We start from the raw sequence: 17849 nt of genomic DNA on the forward strand, positions 1-17849 counted from the left end.
GGCGATCGCCGAGGCCGGATACACCATCGCGTGAGAGGGTTACTCAATGCAAGATCAAACCTTTCGGCTGCGCGGCATGAGTTGCGCCGCCTGTGCCCACAATATCGAGCAAGCCATCGGTTCGGTGCCAGGTGTAGAGGCGTGCAGCGTCAACTTCGGTGCAGAGCAGGCAACGGTCACCTACGATGAGCGCAAAACGGACATCGCCCAAATTCAGGCTGCCGTGGAAGAAGCGGGCTACGGAGCGCAGCCGATGAGCGATGATGCACTTGCGCCCCTTGCCGATGAAGAGCAACAGAACCGCCTGGACGAACACCGCAAGCTGGTTCGCAAAGTCTGGCTGAGCGGCGCAGTGAGTGCGGTTCTAGTCATTGGCTCCCTGCCCATGATGACGGGGCTGCCGATTCCCTTGATTCCGATGTGGCTGCACCATCCGCTGCTCCAACTGGTGCTAACGACACCCGTGATGCTCTGGGCGGGCAGCAGCTTTTTCATCAATGCCTGGAAAGCGCTGAAACGCCACACCGCCACAATGGATACGCTGGTGGCAGTGGGCACAGGCGCGGCGTTTGTTTACTCGCTGTTTCCCACCTTTGCGCCGCAGTGGTTTATCGCGCAGGGCTTGAGTCCCGATGTGTATTTCGAGGCGGCGGCGGTGATTATTGCGCTGCTGCTGCTGGGACGACTACTGGAAAACCGCGCCAGGGGGCAAACCTCGGAAGCCATTCGCAAACTGATTGGGCTGCAACCTCGCACGGCGCGGGTGATTCGCAACGGGCAGGAATTCGATATCCCAATTTCGGACGTGGCGCGGGGGGATGTGATTCTGGTGCGGCCGGGCGAAAAAATCCCGGTGGATGGTGAGATTGTAGAGGGCGCTTCCACGATTGACGAGGCAATGGTGACGGGCGAAAGTGTGCCCGTGAACAAGCAGGCGGGCGATGAGGTGATCGGCGCAACGCTGAATAAAACAGGTAGCTTTCAGTTTCGTGCTACTCGCGTGGGCAAAGACACGTTCCTAGCGCAAATTGTCAAGCTGGTGCAGCAGGCGCAGGGTTCCAAAGCGCCGATCCAGCGATTGGCCGATCAGGTGACGGGCTGGTTTGTGCCTGCGGTGATGGCGATCGCCATTCTTACCTTCGTCCTCTGGTTCAACCTCATGGGCAACGTGACGATGGCGTTGATTACCACCGTCGGCGTACTGATTATCGCCTGTCCCTGTGCGCTGGGGCTGGCCACGCCGACCTCGATCATGGTGGGCACGGGCAAAGGCGCAGAAAACGGCATTTTGATCAAAGGGGCAGAAAGCCTGGAACTGGCGCACAAGCTGCAAACCGTCGTTCTCGATAAAACGGGCACGATTACTCAGGGCAAGCCCACCGTGACGGATTTTGTGCCCGCAAATGGCATCGAGCATGAGCTAGATCTCCTGCGGCTGGCAGCTTCGCTGGAGCGAAATTCCGAACATCCCCTGGCCGAAGCTGTAGTGCAATATGCCCAAACGCAAGGCGTTGAACTGGCGGATTCAAAAGGGTTTGAGGCGATCGCCGGGAGTGGCGTTTGGGGCTATGTCGATCATCAACTTGTGCAAATCGGAACGCATCGTTGGATGCAGGAACTGGGTCTGCATACTCACCGACTGCACGAACCCTGGGATAGGCTAGAACAGCTTGGCAGAACGGTGATTTGGATTGCCGTGAACGGTCAAGTGGAAGCAGTCATGGGGATTGCGGATGCGGTCAAACCATCCTCGGTGAATGCGATTCGCACGCTCAAGCGAATGGGTTTGGAAGTCGTGATGCTCACGGGCGACAACCAGCGCACCGCAGAGGCGATCGCCCGCGAAGTCGGGATCGAGCGCATCTTTGCAGAAGTCCGCCCCGACCAAAAAGCTGCCGTCATTGCCCGCCTGCAACAAGCTGGCAGCCCCAGCGGCAAACCCAGCGCTCCCACCCCACCCCGCCGCATCGTAGCAATGGTGGGCGATGGCATCAACGACGCGCCTGCGCTGGCTCAGGCCGATGTGGGCATTGCCATTGGCACGGGAACCGACGTGGCGATCGCCGCCAGCGACATCACGCTGATCTCCGGCGATTTGCACGGCATTGTCACCGCAATTCAACTCAGCCGTGCCACCCTCCAAAATATTCGGCAAAACCTGTTCTTTGCATTTATCTACAATGTTGCAGGCATTCCGATTGCAGCAGGCATTCTCTATCCCGCGTTTGGCTGGCTGCTCAATCCCATCATTGCGGGGGCGGCAATGGCATTTAGCTCGGTGTCTGTGGTGACGAATGCGCTGCGGTTGCGAAATTTTCAGCCCAAGGGATTGAGTTAAGGCATAACACTTGGAGAGAGCCATGAATGTGAAGGGTCAATTCGCGCTGATGGTGACTAGCCTGACTGCTGGAATGCTTTTGGGAATGAATCTGGGCAGGGCGATCGCCTCCAATATGCACAGAGACACGCCACATTCCGTCCCTGAATCTATACCCGAATCTGTCCATAATGCCCATGAACAGACATCACAGTTTCAGCCACAGTTTCAACGGATCGAACAACCGCTGTGGGCAAAGATCGCCGTTACAACAGGCGGCTTGGGGCTAGTTGGGCTAGAGCTTTGGTGGTTTCTGTTGAGCCAGCCCAGGGCTTCCCGTGCTGCATCGCAGAACCGTAGAACTGAATGACGAGAACCGAGTTTGCGAATGCAGCAGAGACAGGAAGATGATGGGTCTAGAGACGCTTCAGGTAATGGATGCTGAATTGCTGCTGAGCATCCATCCAGACCTGAATGGGCTGGAGTCCAGCCGTCATTGCCAGCATTTGAAACTCATCGGGGGTGTATTTGTAGGAATACTCCGTTCGCAGCGTCTCGCCCTCTGCAAACCTAATTTGCACCTCGCCAAGGCGAATCGTTTGCTCTGTCAGGCTGACAATCTGCATTTCAATCCGCCCAAACGTCTCGTCGTAGCGAGCGCGATAGGTGAACTGTGACAGGTCAAAATCTGCACCCAGTTCGCGATTAATCCGGGTCAGCAGGTTCAGCGCAAACGCCGCAGAAACGCCCTGCGCGTCGTCGTAGGCAGGCTCCAGAATCGAGGTAGATTTCTTCAGGTCAACGCCAATAATCAGGTCGCCGAGAACCGCTGCATTTTGCAAAAACTCGACGGCTTTCGGCGGCTCCAGATTGCCAATCGAAGACCCAGGAAAAAAGCCAATGGTGGATCGGTTTTGCAGTTCGGGAATCTGGTCGATGGGGAGCGACTGGGTGTAATCGGTGCAGAGGGCGATCGCCTCTAGCCCCGGATAGTCTTGCGCCAGCGCCGTACAGGCTTCGTACAAATGCTGTCGTGAAATATCCAGCCCAACATAGGTCTGAACCTGGGGTGCGGCATCCAGCAAAATGCGGACTTTCTGACTGCTGCCACTGCCAAATTCCACCAGTGCCCCGTTTCCCAGGTAGGTGGCAATTTCGGTTGCGTGATCCTGCAAAAGCTGGACTTCGGTTCGCGTCAAATAGTATTCCGGCAGCGTGCAGATTGCGTCAAACAATTCAGACCCGCGCTTGTCATAGAGGAATTGCGGCGAGATAGACTTTGGGGAACGCTGCAAACCGTCCAAAACCGCTGCTTGAAAGTCTTCTAAGGGCGGATGGAAGTCGTATAGCTTAACTGGACGATAATGCAGTTGAGAGTTGAGAGTAGCCGTCATAGACCGTTCCTTGAACGCTAAAAAACAGAACGCTGGTTCAGATAGTTCAATTTGTGAATCAAATTGCAGATTAAACACTCCATGCTGTCAGAATGTGATTTAGCATTCAGAACGCATGAGGCGCTGCACGGAAAAAATCACTCAGTGCATCAGTATAGAGAAGCGAAAGAAAATCCATCCAGGATACTGGGCTACATTGCCAAACGAATGCCGCTGAACTGCCAGCGCGTACCTGCTGGAAAGAAATTGCGATAACTGGCGCGAATGTGTCCGGGCGGGGGGGCGCACGAGCCACCCCGCAAAACGGTCTGATTACACATAAACTTGCCGTTGTATTCACCAACTGCGCCAGCGGCGGGGCGAAAGCCAGGATAGGGATGATAGGCGCTTTGCGTCCATTCCCACACATCGCCGTAAATCTGTTCAATCGGCTGGGAACCCGTTACGGGCTGGGGATGGAGGCGATCGCACTCCAGCAAGTTTCCAGCCACAGGCATTCTAACGGCGGCAATTTCCCATTCTGCCTCGGTGGGCAATCGGCGATCGCACCAATTCGCAAACGCATCCGCCTCGAATAAACTAACGTGACACACAGGCTGCGCCAAGTTGAGCGGCTGCATTCCCATCAGCGTCATTTCCCACCACTGCCCATCTATCTGCTCCCAATACAGCGGCGCATTCCATTGCTGGGTCTGCACGGTTACCCAGCCCTCCGAAAGCCAGTATTCTGGTTTTTCATAGCCGCTCGCCTCAATAAATTCCAGATACTCGCCATTCGTCACGAGGCGCGATGCCAGCGCGAAATCCTGGAGATAGACGCGATGGGCGGGGCTTTCGTTGTCAAAAGCGAAGCCAGATTGCTGATGCCCGATGGTCTGGAGTCCACCAGAAAACTCGACGAAATGAAGAGCCGGGGTGGGGGGAGCCAGCGCAATTTTTGACGCAGCAGATCGATAAGCAGGGCGCAAAGGATTCGTGGCGAAAATATGTTTGATATCCGTCAACAGCAATTCTTGGTGCTGCTGTTCGTGGTGAAGACCCAGGGTGATTAACGCGCTGATTTCAGGAGAAAGGGCAACACTGGAAAAGAGCGATCGCATCGCTTCATCGACATAGGCTCGGTATTGATAAACCTCTGCCACAGTTGGGCGAGAGAGTAGTCCTCGCTGAGCGCGGGGATGGCGACTTCCAACTGCTTCATAATAAGAATTAAATAAATGGCTATATTTCGGATGAAAAACATCATAATTCTTCAGAAAAGGACAGAGCAAGAAGGTTTCAAAAAACCAGGTTGTATGAGCCAAGTGCCACTTTGGCGGACTGACATCGGCCATACTCTGAATGCCGTAATCCTCAATTTCCAAGGGACTGCACAGGGTTTCGCTCAGTTGGCGAATTGCTGAATACTGGTGCTGCAATAGAGGCAACGCCTCAGAAATTGCAACGGTCGCTGGGGACATGGTTAAACTCTCAGTTGAACGCTCAGGTAACATGGTGCTGATTTTGACAGGCCTCTCAAACTCAAGATGATGATAAACTCTATTTTCACTAAAACTCATCTCAATAAAGGCTGAGATTCCACTCATGAATTTCTCAGCGAAATCTCAGATTTTCTCAGAAATCTCTCAATATTTAAGCTTTTCTTCACTTTTGAAGCAGCGAGCAAGAAGGCGACTTTTGCAGAGTTTTAAATTTGAACTTTTCTAGGTAGTATTCAGAATGCTCTCATTTTTTACTTTGGTTTCGCAGGTTCAATGGATAATGTCTCATGGCAAGCTTGTCTAAGCAATTTTATCTAAAAAAATCTAGAGACCCATGAGGGTGTTGATTTGTAATTTGTGAGCATTTGTGAGCTGCATCTTGCAAATCTGTAGTGTGATTTAAGTGTGATTTACAAGACATGATTGGCAAATCTCTCGATAACATCTGAACACAGCAATTAATAACCAATGCTCCTTCGCCCCTTCATCCCTTGACTTTTTATGAATCCTCAAGCTCTCATATCTGATCGCGTCCAGCTTCACTATGCGGTGCAATTCATTGCGGCGGTGGGTGCGGCACTGGGCAAACCCCAGCCCGACGGCAGCCAAGTGACGCTCGATTGGGACGAAACGCTATTTGGGTTTGTTGGCAAGCCGATCCCCGATACATCGATTCAATTAGCGCTGCTGCCCGGTTCGCTGACCAGCGTGATTCTGAAAGATGGAGAGGCGATCGCCGCTCTGCCACTAGCAGGACAGACCATGCAGCAGTCCCTCGACTGGCACAAGGCAGCGTTAGCCAAACTGGGTATTCCCGCCGACTCAATCAAGCTCCTGGAATATCCACCCGACGATTTTCCCGATCACCCCTTAGCGCACGGAGCCGCGTTTGAGTCCGGCAGATCGGCGGGGCGCGAGGCAGTAGCAGCTTACTTCGCCCAAACGCAACCGCTGCTGGCGAAAATCGTGGCGGAAAACCCAGCAGCGGCGGCGATCGCCATCTGGCCACACCATTTTGACATGGCTACGCTGATGACCTATGCTGGCCCCACCGATGCGGATACAAAATACCTCGGTGTGGGAATGTCGCCTGGTGATCTGTCCTATGCCGAACCCTACTGGTACATTTCGCCCTATCCATATCCAGAGTTATCTGACCTGCCAGCACTGGATTTCGGCAGTTGGCATACTGCTCACTGGGTGGGTGCAGTGCTAAAAGCGACAGATACGAAGAAAGCGACTGATCTTCCTGCCTTTATAGATAGAACGGTTTCTATCGCAAAGCAGATTTTATCGGTTTCTTGATCTGCTTAGCATGATAAGCGTGATTAGCAGGGTTAGCATTAAGATATGCCGCGAGGCGCTGCGGTTTAGCCGTTTCTCTTAGCTTTTGCTTTCACTTGCTTTCAATTGCTCTCAGTGACTCTTAGCTGTTGCTCTACTGATTCTCATGATTCCTGAACACCAACGCCTGCTCGAATCGCGCAGTCAAGCGATGCCCTGGAAAAAGTGGGGCCCGTATCTGAGCGATCGCCAGTGGGGCACAGTTCGTGAAGACTATAGCGTAGGTGGCTCCGCGTGGGACTACTTCTCACACCATCAGTCTCACAGCCGCGCCTACCGCTGGGGCGAAGACGGCCTGCTGGGACTCTCCGACGAAAAGCAGCGACTTTGTTTTGGGCTGGCGTTGTGGAATGGCAAAGACCCAGTGCTGAAGGAGCGCCTGTTTGGGCTGACGGGGCCGCAGGGAAATCATGCAGAAGACGTTAAAGAATATTATTTTTATCTAGACAGCACACCGACTCATTCTTACTTAAAAGCGCTGTATAAGTATCCCCAGGCAGAGTTTCCCTACGGGCATTTGGTCGCAGAAAACCAGCAGCGCGATAAGTTTACGCCCGAATTTGAGCTAATTGATACGGGCATCTTTGCCGAAAATCGCTACTTTGATGTAACGGTGGAATACGCAAAGGCTGCACCAGAGGATATTTTGATTCTCATCTCCGTGACAAATCGCGGCCCAGACTCCGCCCCGCTGCATCTGCTGCCGACGCTGTGGTTTCGCAATACCTGGAGTTGGGGGGATGGAGTCGAAAAACCAGGGCTGCACCTGTCGCATCTGGGGCAAAAAGGATTGGAGGGCATTGCGGCGATCGCCTCCACCCATGCCGAACTGGGCCAACACTGGCTCTATTGCGAAGGACGAGAGGCGAGCGAAACTGCACCGCCCGTATACTTCACCGAAAACGAAACAAACTATAAGGCGCTGTTTGACGTAGAAAACCCTACGCCCTACGTGAAAGATGGCATTCACCGCCGCGTGATTCAGGGGGAAGCGGAGGCGGTCAATCCGGAGCAGCGGGGAACGAAAGCGGCTGTACATTATGTGTTAAACCTTGCCGCTGGGGAAACGCGCCGTGTGCGTCTTCGCCTTAGCAATCACCCCTCGATTCACCATCCATTTGGCGCAGCGTTTGACCAGATTTTTGCTGACCGAATTCAGGAAGCCGACGAGTTTTATCACAAGGTCAATCCCTATCCGATGGAGGGCGATCGCCGCCAGATTCAGCGCCAGGCCTTTGCGGGCATGATGTGGAGCAAGCAATATTACCGATATGACGTAAATCGCTGGCTGCGGGGCGACCCCACCATGCCCACACCGCCGGCCGATCGGCTGCACGGCCGCAATCGCCAGTGGACGCATCTCGATAGCGATGACATCATTTCCATGTGCGACAAGTGGGAATATCCCTGGTTCGCAGCGTGGGATCTGGCATTCCACTGCATTCCGCTAGCCATGATTGATCCTGACTTTGCTAAGTACCAACTCGACATCATGACGCGGGAATGGTACATGCATCCCAACGGACAAATTCCTGCCTATGAGTGGGCCTTTGGCGATGTCAATCCGCCTGTTCACGCCTGGGCGACTTGGCGGGTTTACAAAATTGAGCAGCGGATGTGGGGCGAGGGCGATCGCCAGTTTCTAGAGCGCGTGTTTCAAAAGCTGCTGCTGAACTTTACCTGGTGGGTGAACCGCAAAGATACCACAGGCAGCAATGTGTTTGAGGGCGGCTTTTTGGGCATGGATAATGTGGGCCTGTTTGATCGCAGCGCCCCGCTGCCCACGGGCGGTTTTTTGGAACAGTCCGACGGCACCAGTTGGATGGCGATGTATTGCTTGAACATGCTCGTCATTGCGCTGGAACTGGCGCAGGAAAACTCGGTCTATGAAGACATGGCGACCAAGTTTTTTGAGCATTTTGTCTACATTGCCGATGCCATGAACCATATCGGCGGCGGCAAGACAGAGCTATGGGATGAGGAAGACGGCTTCTTTTATGACGTGCTGCATCTGCCCCACGGCGATCGCCTCAAGCTCAAAATCCGCTCGATGGTGGGGCTAGTTCCTTTGTTTGCCGTGGAAACGCTGGAACCAGAGTTGCTGGATAAGTTACCTGGGTTTAAGGAACGGCTGGAATGGTTTGAGGAGAATCGCCCAGACCTGAGTCACAATATCGCCAGCTTTACGGCGGAAGGAATGGGGCGGCGGCGACTGCTGGCGGTGGTGCGTCCCGATAAGCTGCGGCGCGTGCTGGATAAGATGCTGGATGAGCAGGAATTTCTCAGTCCCTATGGGATTCGCTCGCTATCGCGCTATCACAAAGACAATCCCTATACTTTCTACGCTGATGGCAGCGAATATCGAGTCGCCTACGAAGCGGCAGAATCCACCACTCGCTTATTTGGCGGCAACTCCAACTGGCGCGGCCCAGTCTGGTTTCCAGTGAATTACCTGCTGATTGAATCCCTGCAAAAATTTCACCACTACCTGGGGGACGAGTTTCTGGTGGCCTGCCCCACCGGGTCAGATCAGGTTAAAAATCTGTGGGATGTGTCGCTTGATTTGGAGGAACGCCTTACCCGCTTATTCCTGCAAAATGCAGACGGTCAGCGTCCTGTCTTTGGCGGCGTAGAACAGTTCCAGACCGATCCCCATTGGCAGAACCACATTTTGTTCTACGAGTATTTCAACGGCGACAATGGCGCAGGGCTGGGAGCCAGCCACCAGACAGGCTGGACGGGACTGGTGGCAAAGCTGATTCAGCAGTGTGGGCGCTATGCAGCAGGAGCCAGGCAGGAACGCTACTTCTGCTAACGAGCCGAAAACCACACCAGCAAAATCTGCACCACGATGATTTTGATGATGGTGCTGCTGGGAAAAACAATGGCATAGCCCAGTTCGGGCTTGTTGGTGGGGACGGATTTGGCGGCGTAGGCTAGGATTGCCGGATTGCCCGTCACCCCTGCCACAATGCCCAGCGCCTCGTCAAAGGATACTCGAAATAGCCCACAGCCCAGCACAAAGGCGGCCACCACGATGGCAGCGGTAATGGCTGCACCCACACCCACCAGTTGCAAGCCTGTGCTGCTGAGGGTCGAGAAAAATGCCGGAGCCGATCGCATTCCCACTACCGCCAGAAATAACGTCAGCCCAAAGTTTCGCAGCGTTAGATTTGCCGAGGGCGGAATCGTCCAGTTCAAGTGTCCAGTGCGGCCGCGCCAGCCCAGCAGCAGCGAGACGATCATCGCACCCCCAGCGGCTCCAAAGGTAAACGTCCCCAGCCCTGGCAGCGGAAAGGGAACTAGCCCAAACAGCACACCCAGCACCATGCCCAGCCCCAGCGCTAGATAGCTGACTTCGGCCGTGCTGCGGGCAGAATTGCCGAAAAACTGACGCACGGCAGCATGGCGATCGCGCTCGGCCACCGCCCAAATGCGATCGCCCGCCTCCAGCACCAGCCCCGGATGAGGATAGAGCGTTGCGTCCCCCCGCTGCACGGAAAGGATGGTGCAACCCGGATGTTCGCCCAAGTTTAGCGCCCCCAGCCGATGCCCAATGACGCTGTGCTTGGAGACATACACATCCAGGTCGTCTAGCTCGGTATGGTCAGGAATAATCTGCGACGGGGCAACATCGCCAATCGTGCAGCAAACTTGCTTGAGCGCGTCGCCCTTTGCCCCCAACAGCAGCAGCGCATCACCCGTTTGCAGGCGCAGGTTCGGGCGCGGCATTCGGTTATGACCATTTTGGCGCACGGCGACCACCTGCACCTCGTCGGGAAATTGCGCCGTCACCTCCGACAGATACTTGCCCACCGCTGCCGGATGGCTGACTAGCGCCTCCACCTCCTCTACGCCCCGTGAGGTGGGAACCTCGACTCGCGGCCGCAGGAGCCGCTGCGCCAGATACATCCCCAAAATCGGCCCCAGCACGCCAAACGGATAGGCCACGCCGTAGCCCACTGCGGGCAGGTCGCCCCCGACCTTATCCGTTACCGATTGCAGTGCTGCCGTGTTCACCATTGCCCCCGTGAATAGGCCCGCTCCCAGTGCCGGGTCGAGCCGCAGCCAGGACATCAGCAGCGCCGTCACCAGCCCCGCCACCAGCACGCTCAGCAGGGCGATCGCATTTTGGCGGCGACCGCTAGGGCTGAGTAGCCCGTCCACAAAGGGTTTGCCATACTGAATGCCGATGCCATAGAAAAACAAAATCAGCCCGACGGTGCCCACCAGCGCAGGCGGCGCAGCATCCGGGGCAACCGCACCCATCGCTAGCCCGACAAACAGCACCGCCCCCACGCCCAGGCTAAATCCGGCGATCGCCACTTCGCCCACCGCATAGCCCAGCGCAATCACCAGAAACAGCGTGAGAATCGGCTGAGTGCTGAGAAATGCCCATAATCCCGCCACAGCCACCTCCAGAAGAGAAGTCCAAGCTAAACTTGCTCTTCTTTTCATACCGCCTTTTCTCAATTCGGGGTCGTCTTCCAAATTACGCTAGATGAATGTGGAGTGTGCGGTTCCTTGTCGGGAGGAGGGGCGATCGCCTCTGGCGCTTCAGCGATCGCTTTCAACATTAAGAAGCGCCTTTAATGCAAAGAAAAGCAACAATTACACTCAATCGCCTCGATTTTGGGAAGATCTCCCTTAAGATGCTCTGCAATGAGATAAGTAACTTTTTGGGTGTAGCGATCGCCCCCGTTCAGTGTCCCCAACATCGCATCTGCCTACTGCTCAAAAAGAGGGAGTAAATTCACATTGCTGGACAACACAGGCCAATCTAGATATGCCGCATTAAAAGCCAGACGGTTGAACGGCATTGAAAACTGCAAATCAGTTTGAAAAATGCGCTGATGCTCTGATAAATCCGCAGGAGGAGCATGGCGAAATGCAACCATTGATGCCCGAAGCTCTCTACCTGTGAGTAATTTAATCGCAGATAAGGTCGAGACAAATGTACATTCAGTATCGCAACGCCATTCTTCTCGTTGGTCATGCTGGATTGTCAATTCAGAATTAAAGTTGTACTCAAAAAAGGCCATTCCTTCTGAAATTGAAAGTCGGCTGGGCATCCCCTGGCAAAAGAGAGAGCTGTAGCGACAATATTTCTCGAAGACTTCGGTCAAGGTTGCACAATTCAACAAGATGTACCCAACAATTCCATAGCTGCCTAGATTAAATGCTTCCCCAAAATGGAGACCCAGATTCTCGTCCCCTGTCTGTTTTACAACCTCTCGCCATACAGCATAGTGGACAGAAGGAACGATTCGGTGATTCGGGGTTGTCAGTGCGACCGGATCGAGTCCGACCTTAGAACAAAGCTTCTCAATATCTATCCCCTGATAAGCTGCAAACTGAATCAGGCTACGAGTCAGATACCCAGAGACCGTTTTTTGTTGCATCGATCTACCCCCTGTTCAAACCCGAACAACGACTTTTCCAGTAACTTGTCTTTGCTCAAGCTTGTGAATAGCAAAAGGCAGATCCTCTAAAGCATACGTCTGGTCAATCAGAGGGGCGATCGCCCCTGAGGTCAGCCAGTCTTTCAAAATTTGGAGATCGGCTTGATTGGGAGTAGAGACCAATGTGGTGACTCTACGACGGCTAAATTTTGAAATCAAAGATCCGAAGAGCAAAATTTGAAACAATCGGGCTATAGATCCCCCAACCAAAACATAGGTTCCACCGGGTTTCAGGATCGGGAAATAATCAAAAACTGAGCGATAGGCAGCCGCATCCAAAATCAGATCGTAATCAATACCGCTTTGAGTAACATCGATTTGGCTGTAATCAATAATATAGTCTGCACCGAGCGATCGCACCTTATCTATCTTTTTCGGGCTGCACAGGGCCGTAACTTCCGCACCAAAGGATTTAGCGATTTGTACTGCAAACGATCCCACCCCTCCGGATGCCCCAATAATAAGCACCTTTTGTCCGGGTTGAATGTGTCCGCAGTCTCGCAGCCCCTGCAACGCCGCGAACGCTGCCCAAGGAGCGGCGGCGGCTGCTTCAAACGAAATATTTTCAGGCTTCAAAGCCAATGCTGATTCAGGGGTACAGACATATTCAGCAAAGGCCCCAAAGCCACACGCTGAAAGATCACCAAAAACTTCATCACCAGGCTTGAACTGGGTCACATCGCGACCGACAGCTTCCACTCGCCCAGCAACATCACAACCTAGAATCTGAATCTTGGGCTGACGCAATCCACCATAGATTAGGCGGACTATAAACGGGGTGCCTTGCATCAGGTGCCAGTCTCCCGCATTAACTGACGTCGCATGAACTTTGATCAGCACGCCACCATCGGAGACAGTTGGCTGATCCACCTCTTCCAGTTTCAGCACCTCATGGGAGCCGTATTTAGAGCGGGCGATCGCCTTCATTTTTTTATTCGTCGTTCGATTGGGTGGGTTCGTCCCTGAAGTGGAGCGACGCGAGGATGTTGCAGACATAGATTTTTAAGATTGCAGGGGAACAGGTGCGAAGCAGATTTGGCATTTTCGAGCTAGACTTACGCTGTAAGTCTGTGCATAAAGCCAGTTTAACTTACACCGTAAGTTTGTCAAGCCTAATCGCACAGCATCCCCATCTATGGAGGCTAGAGCGATTGGTGGCAAGGCAATGCACCATAGAATAGATGGCTAAGACAGAGACCAGTTCCACATCAACTCCAGCTCCGTTAAGTCGGGAGCGGATTTTGCAGACAGCCCTCCGCATAGCAGACGAAGGGGGGCTTGAGGCTCTTTCGATGCGAAAGGTTGCCCAAGAATTAGGCGTGAAAGCGATGTCGCTGTATAACCACGTCGCCAACAAAGACGACATGATTGATGGCATCGTGGATATGGTCGTCAGAGACATTGAGTTGCCTCGCTTTGACTTGGATTGGAAAACTGCCATGCGGCGACGGGCGCTTTCGGCGCACGAGGTCTTGCTAAAACACCCCTGGGCAGTGATGGCGATTATGTCACGCATCAACGTGGGGCCGGCTATGCTGCGCTATGTCGATAGGACGATCGGATGCCTGCGGGAAGCGGGATTTTCTTGGGAGATGGCGGATCATGCGTGGAATGCTATCGACAGCCATATTTACGGATTTACCCTCCAGAAACTCAACTTTCCTACCGAAGCAACCGAATATGCCGAGACGGCTGAAAGCTTTATTTCATACATTCCACCAGATCAGTACCCCTACATGCATCAACTGTCGCTCTACATCATCGATGGCAGTTATGACGGTCTACATGATTTTGAGTTGGGACTCGATTTGATCCTGGATGGGCTGGACAGGTTGCGCGAGTCCAGGTGATAGGCGATCGCCCACTGTTTTACTGAGCACTTTTTACTGAGCATTTTTTACTGAGCATTTTTTACTGAGCATTTTTAGATAAACAAAATTTTAGACAAATTCGGAATTGCCTCTTGCGAGAGTGAAGGCACAGATAGTGTTCCTCCCGCTTCGCTGCAAAAGACATGATTCATTCCGTTAGAGCGCACCACAACATCCAAACTATCTGGCATTAACGCCGAACTGGTGCTGCTTTAACCCTTTCCCCTCTGCTGCCTCTTAACGGAACAGTGATTGCCTTTGCGATGGATAGCGATCGCCATGTTTATTACACAGTTCTCGACATGGAACGCGCCAACGTTTCAACCTCACTCGACAAGGCATTTTGGGATATTGAGCCGAAAGAACTGATCTTTCCTGATGAACTGGCGATCGTCGGTAAATCGGTTGCCGGAACGCAACGAATGCCGCTCGTGAATCATCACGGAGTTGAGCTGTCAGCAGGAACGATCATCGAACCCAAAGAGCGAGATGGTTTTAAGTCCACAACTGCACGCCTCAGCGTCAGCTTGCCGAATGGAGAGCTGAATGGATTTCGACCGTTTCAAGTCCTGTCAGATGAACAGTATGTGTATGTCTTTCGGCAGTCTGCGGGACGCGCTGCACCCGACATGGTGTGGCGGACAGATGCACGCGGCGAAGTCCTGAAAGATGCTCAGGGGCGGCCGATTCCTGTAGTGGACAATACGCTGCTGATGGATCGGTTTGTATTCACGGGTGGGCAACTCCAGCCCAAGCTAGAGGTGCGCTATCAGCGTAGCCGCCGCAAAGATTCGCCCGCCAGCCGTAAGGACGGATTGGGCTACGAAGATCTGGAAAAGAAAGCCTTTTACGAGCCGACTCAAACGCTTGACTTTGTTCGCAACTTAACAAATGGCTGGTTTACGGTGCTGCTGCTGCCGACGGCAATTCCTGATGTGCAGCGCTGGCAGATTTTTTCCCACAATCGGCTCACCCAGCGGTTCGATTCTTTTAACATCGAGCGATCGCCCAATGGCTCTTTCAACACCCGCGGCACGCAGTATTACACCAGTCCCAAGCCAGAACATCAGCAGAGCGTATTCGAGCGGCAGCCAGGAACCTGTCCCTTTTCGGGCGAACCGCTGATTCCGCTGCTGAGCCAGTCGGGGTTTGCCGAATCGGCCCTGCTGCTGGATGGGGTAGATGATGCCGTGGCGATGCGCTCCAGCGAGCGGCTGAACCTGCCCGGTGCGAGCGGCTTTACGCTGGAACTGTGGCTGCTAGCTGACCCCGCACAAATCAGCGAAGCCAACCCAGATGAGGCCCCCACTGCCCAGTTCAATATTTTGGAAAAAGGCACGGGCCGCGGCGAATGTCCCTATGCGCTGCGCTATCTGAGCAATGGCAAACTCGGCTTCTTCCGCACGGACGGGCAAAGGACGCTGGCGCTGATATCCGAAGTAGCGCTAACGGATGGTCAGTTTCATCATGTGGCGGTGGTGCGGACGGCTACGCCCCGCGCTGACCAGGAACACACCGAGTTGCCCACGATTACGCTGTACATCGACGGGGTAGCCGCAGGCACAATCACCGACGATCTGGCTCGCGTTCCGGTCAACGATGACCCGCTGTTCCTGAGCAACCGCTCCACCCAAGGCAATTATTTCACAGGGCAGATTGATGAGCTACGGATCTGGAGCCGCGTGCGATCGCCCCGCGAACTAACCATCGAGCGTCATCACCGACTAGTGGGCAATGAGCTAGATCTGGCGGGCTATTGGCGCTGCGACGAGGGCACGGGCACAATGCTGTATGACCAGACAGATTTTGCCCAGCACGGGCAGATCACAGGCAGCGAGCATCCCTGGATCAAGTCGGAAGCGCCCGTGGGCGAGCATCCCGGCATTCGTCGTTCTAGCTTTGCCTTTCAAGATCGCGCCGTCACCGCTGGCTGCACGGCGCTGTTTTATTACCAGCAGGAACCCGCAGGGGTGGGCTATACCGCAGAGGAGAAGAAGCCGATCAAGCGCAATGGTCGCGTCATGTTTGCCGTGCCGACGGAAGGCCGATCCACCGACCGCAGCAGCAAATCGCTCATTGCGGTGCTGGATTTTGCCGTGTCGCGGGATGGCAGCTTGGCCCAAGTGCCCGATCTACTCAACTTGCAGCAGCTTGATGCCGTCAAAATTGGCGATCGCACGCTGAGCGACACCCTGGAAGAATACAGCCAGCTCCAGCAAGATATGCAGCGCTGGACGAGTGAGCGCATCGCCAAACTCAGCACGCTGAAAAACATTGAAGCCGAGTTGGCGGAGGCTCCGATTTGCACAGGAGAATTGGATGCTTACAGTGAAACGATTAACGGGCGGACTTACTACAAGCTGCTGTATGTGGGCAAGACGGCGACTCAGGGCGCAGCCTTTGTCTTCGACCGCGATGGCAACCTGACTGAGCAGCCCATCCGACCGATTGCCGAACTGTTCCATCCCCGGAATTTCCCGGCTGAATGGACGGGGCTGGATACCCTCGTCACCTTTGGCGAACTCAATAAGTGCTACCTCTTTAGAGGCGCGGCCTGTAAATCCTGGGTTAACCTGATCACACCGTCCAGCACGCCACATCATATCTCGTCAATTCAGGAGGCGTTCAGTCTCAATCCTAATGAAAGCGATTGGGCGCTGGGCATCGATGCAGCCGTCCGTGGACACAATCAGGTTTTCTTCTTTAGGGGCGATCGCTGGCTGCGCTTTACGGGCTGGAATGCTCCAGTTGGGGAAGTCCACACCGGGTATCGCACCACCGGCCGGATTCACGACCATTTTCCGGGTTTCCCGACCGAGTGGACTCGCGTAGACGGTGTGGTGCATCGTGCTGGAACCGGAGACTTTTTCTTCTTCAAGGGCAACAAATACGTCAAGCTCCGCTTTAGCAACCTTCTGGTAAACAGCTTGCCCTATGAAGTAACGCCCGTGGAGCCGCTGCACTACGAAAACCTGCGAGATGAAGGACTGGGATATCTAGTCAGTTTCTACAACGCAGCCACCGCAGCTTTGCAGGCAGAGCGCGATCGCCTGCGACGTGAAATCAGCTTCCTGGAAAGCCAGCTTGCCGACAGCATCCCCACGCTCAGATACCTGCGTTTGGTGATGCACCAGTTTGGGCAAGACAATCCGCTGCCGATGCCCTTTGTTTGCGCTGACCCGACTGGACTCACTGTGTCGGGAGCCGTGCTGGGCTTTGCCTGGACGAAGGACACACCGCTGTTGTTTGAAAGCGTCACGGGTCGCCTCAGCCTTTATTGCCGGGGCACCAGCGACCAGTTCTTTGCCGCGTATTACGACGTGGTGACGGGTCGCGCCAGCTTTAGCCAGCCCGAAACACCGGGACTGCGCTGGATTGCCCGCTCTGCTGGGGCCGCCCTCGACAGCAGCCAGATCACCATCACAGCAGAGGATGCCGACACCTGCACCGTGGCGATTCAAAACGCGGCGACGGGTATCCAGGAACAATGGCAACGAGTGCCGCGCGATCGCGCTCAGTTTGCCGCCGTGCTAAACGGCATGGCGCGTCCTGTATATCTGGAGCAAATTACCGAAGCGCTGTCGGGTAGCGTCGCCCAGTTCGATCTAGAGAGTGCCGCAACTCACTCACTCAAGGCCGGCGACACGCTGCTGATCGGCAGCGCCAAGACCAAAGCCGTCGTCCGGTCGGCGCAGCCCGTGCTGCCCAAGAGCGAGGTTCCGGGCTTCCAGGGGCGATCGCTCTCGTTCAACGGCTCCAGCGATTTCGTCGAGCTGACCAGCGCCGAAGTGCTGGAATTGCCCAACCGCAGCTTTACGGTGGAAGCGTGGATCAACCTGGCGGCCGACGCGCCCAGAGATTGCCCCGTGTTGGGGAGCACGGCTCCCCGCACGGCGCTGCGGGCGCTGCACCTAACGATCCGCGATCGCCGTCCGTATCTGGGCTTCTTTGGCGAATCGAACGACCTCGGCAGCCCCACC

11 protein-coding genes are annotated in these 17849 nt (G+C 54.6%); 6 read left to right on the forward strand and 5 right to left on the reverse strand.

Annotation, left to right across the window (positions count from 1 at the left end):
• Window positions 1-46 precede the first annotated feature (46 nt).
• Window positions 47-2338, forward strand: a complete 2292-nt coding sequence (locus IGS51_RS19180; RefSeq protein ID WP_297080397.1) for a heavy metal translocating P-type ATPase — start codon at window positions 47-49, stop codon at window positions 2336-2338.
• A 22-nt stretch (window positions 2339-2360) separates the two neighbouring features.
• Window positions 2361-2687, forward strand: a complete 327-nt coding sequence (locus IGS51_RS19185) for a hypothetical protein (RefSeq protein WP_297080398.1) — start codon at window positions 2361-2363, stop codon at window positions 2685-2687.
• Window positions 2688-2733: 46 nt separating this feature from the next.
• Here IGS51_RS19185 and egtD read toward each other — a convergent pair whose 3' ends face one another.
• Window positions 2734-3711, reverse strand: coding sequence for an L-histidine N(alpha)-methyltransferase (gene egtD, locus IGS51_RS19190; protein ID WP_297080399.1), 978 nt, complete (start codon window positions 3709-3711; stop codon window positions 2734-2736).
• 191 nt (window positions 3712-3902) lie between these two features.
• Window positions 3903-5171: an ergothioneine biosynthesis protein EgtB gene (gene egtB, locus IGS51_RS19195; RefSeq protein WP_297080400.1), complete on the reverse strand. Its 1269-nt coding sequence runs from the start codon at window positions 5169-5171 to the stop codon at window positions 3903-3905.
• A 522-nt stretch (window positions 5172-5693) separates the two neighbouring features.
• On the opposite strand from egtB, the gene IGS51_RS19200 reads away from it, so the two are divergent.
• Both IGS51_RS19200 and IGS51_RS19205 read left to right on the forward strand, forming a co-directional pair.
• Window positions 5694-6497, forward strand: a complete 804-nt coding sequence (locus IGS51_RS19200) for a hypothetical protein (protein WP_297080401.1) — start codon at window positions 5694-5696, stop codon at window positions 6495-6497.
• Window positions 6498-6687: 190 nt separating this feature from the next.
• On the forward strand, window positions 6688-9351 hold the full coding sequence (locus IGS51_RS19205) for a glucosidase (RefSeq protein WP_297080402.1): 2664 nt from the start codon (window positions 6688-6690) through the stop codon (window positions 9349-9351).
• On the opposite strand, the gene IGS51_RS19210 is transcribed toward IGS51_RS19205, so the two are convergent.
• From IGS51_RS19210 to IGS51_RS19220, 3 genes are all read right to left on the reverse strand, one after another.
• On the reverse strand, window positions 9348-10946 hold the full coding sequence (locus tag IGS51_RS19210) for an aspartate:alanine exchanger family transporter (RefSeq protein WP_297080403.1): 1599 nt from the start codon (window positions 10944-10946) through the stop codon (window positions 9348-9350). The two genes, IGS51_RS19205 and IGS51_RS19210, sit on opposite strands and share 4 nt — an antisense overlap.
• 317 nt (window positions 10947-11263) lie before the next feature.
• A complete protein-coding gene (locus IGS51_RS19215) occupies window positions 11264-11938 on the reverse strand; it encodes an AraC family transcriptional regulator (RefSeq protein ID WP_297080404.1) in 675 nt (224 codons plus the stop codon).
• 15 nt (window positions 11939-11953) lie between these two features.
• The gene (locus IGS51_RS19220) at window positions 11954-12925 is read right to left on the reverse strand and encodes an NAD(P)-dependent alcohol dehydrogenase (protein ID WP_367279381.1); all 972 of its coding nucleotides are present in this window, start codon (window positions 12923-12925) and stop codon (window positions 11954-11956) included.
• A gap of 254 nt (window positions 12926-13179) precedes the next feature.
• On the opposite strand from IGS51_RS19220, the gene IGS51_RS19225 reads away from it, so the two are divergent.
• Window positions 13180-13848: a TetR/AcrR family transcriptional regulator gene (locus tag IGS51_RS19225; protein ID WP_367279380.1), complete on the forward strand. Its 669-nt coding sequence runs from the start codon at window positions 13180-13182 to the stop codon at window positions 13846-13848.
• Window positions 13849-14117: 269 nt separating this feature from the next.
• Window positions 14118-17849, forward strand: a 3732-nt coding sequence (locus tag IGS51_RS19230; RefSeq protein WP_297080407.1) for a LamG-like jellyroll fold domain-containing protein, incomplete at its 3' end; no start/stop codon positions are given.

It is taken from the genome of Thermoleptolyngbya sp. M55_K2018_002 (genome assembly GCF_015295965.1).
Lineage (GTDB): Bacteria > Cyanobacteriota > Cyanobacteriia > Elainellales > Elainellaceae > Thermoleptolyngbya > Thermoleptolyngbya sichuanensis.

Coding starts and splice junctions, on each gene's coding strand:
- IGS51_RS19225 (WP_367279380.1), top strand. CDS start 13,180: ATGGCTAAGACAGAGACCAGTTCCACATCAACTCCAGCTCCGTTAAGT.
- egtD (WP_297080399.1), bottom strand. CDS start 3,711: ATGACGGCTACTCTCAACTCTCAACTGCATTATCGTCCAGTTAAGCTA.
- IGS51_RS19220 (WP_367279381.1), bottom strand. CDS start 12,925: ATGAAGGCGATCGCCCGCTCTAAATACGGCTCCCATGAGGTGCTGAAA.
- IGS51_RS19205 (WP_297080402.1), top strand. CDS start 6,688: ATGCCCTGGAAAAAGTGGGGCCCGTATCTGAGCGATCGCCAGTGGGGC.
- IGS51_RS19215 (WP_297080404.1), bottom strand. CDS start 11,938: ATGCAACAAAAAACGGTCTCTGGGTATCTGACTCGTAGCCTGATTCAG.
- IGS51_RS19180 (WP_297080397.1), top strand. CDS start 47: ATGCAAGATCAAACCTTTCGGCTGCGCGGCATGAGTTGCGCCGCCTGT.
- IGS51_RS19185 (WP_297080398.1), top strand. CDS start 2,361: ATGAATGTGAAGGGTCAATTCGCGCTGATGGTGACTAGCCTGACTGCT.
- IGS51_RS19200 (WP_297080401.1), top strand. CDS start 5,694: ATGAATCCTCAAGCTCTCATATCTGATCGCGTCCAGCTTCACTATGCG.
- egtB (WP_297080400.1), bottom strand. CDS start 5,171: ATGTCCCCAGCGACCGTTGCAATTTCTGAGGCGTTGCCTCTATTGCAG.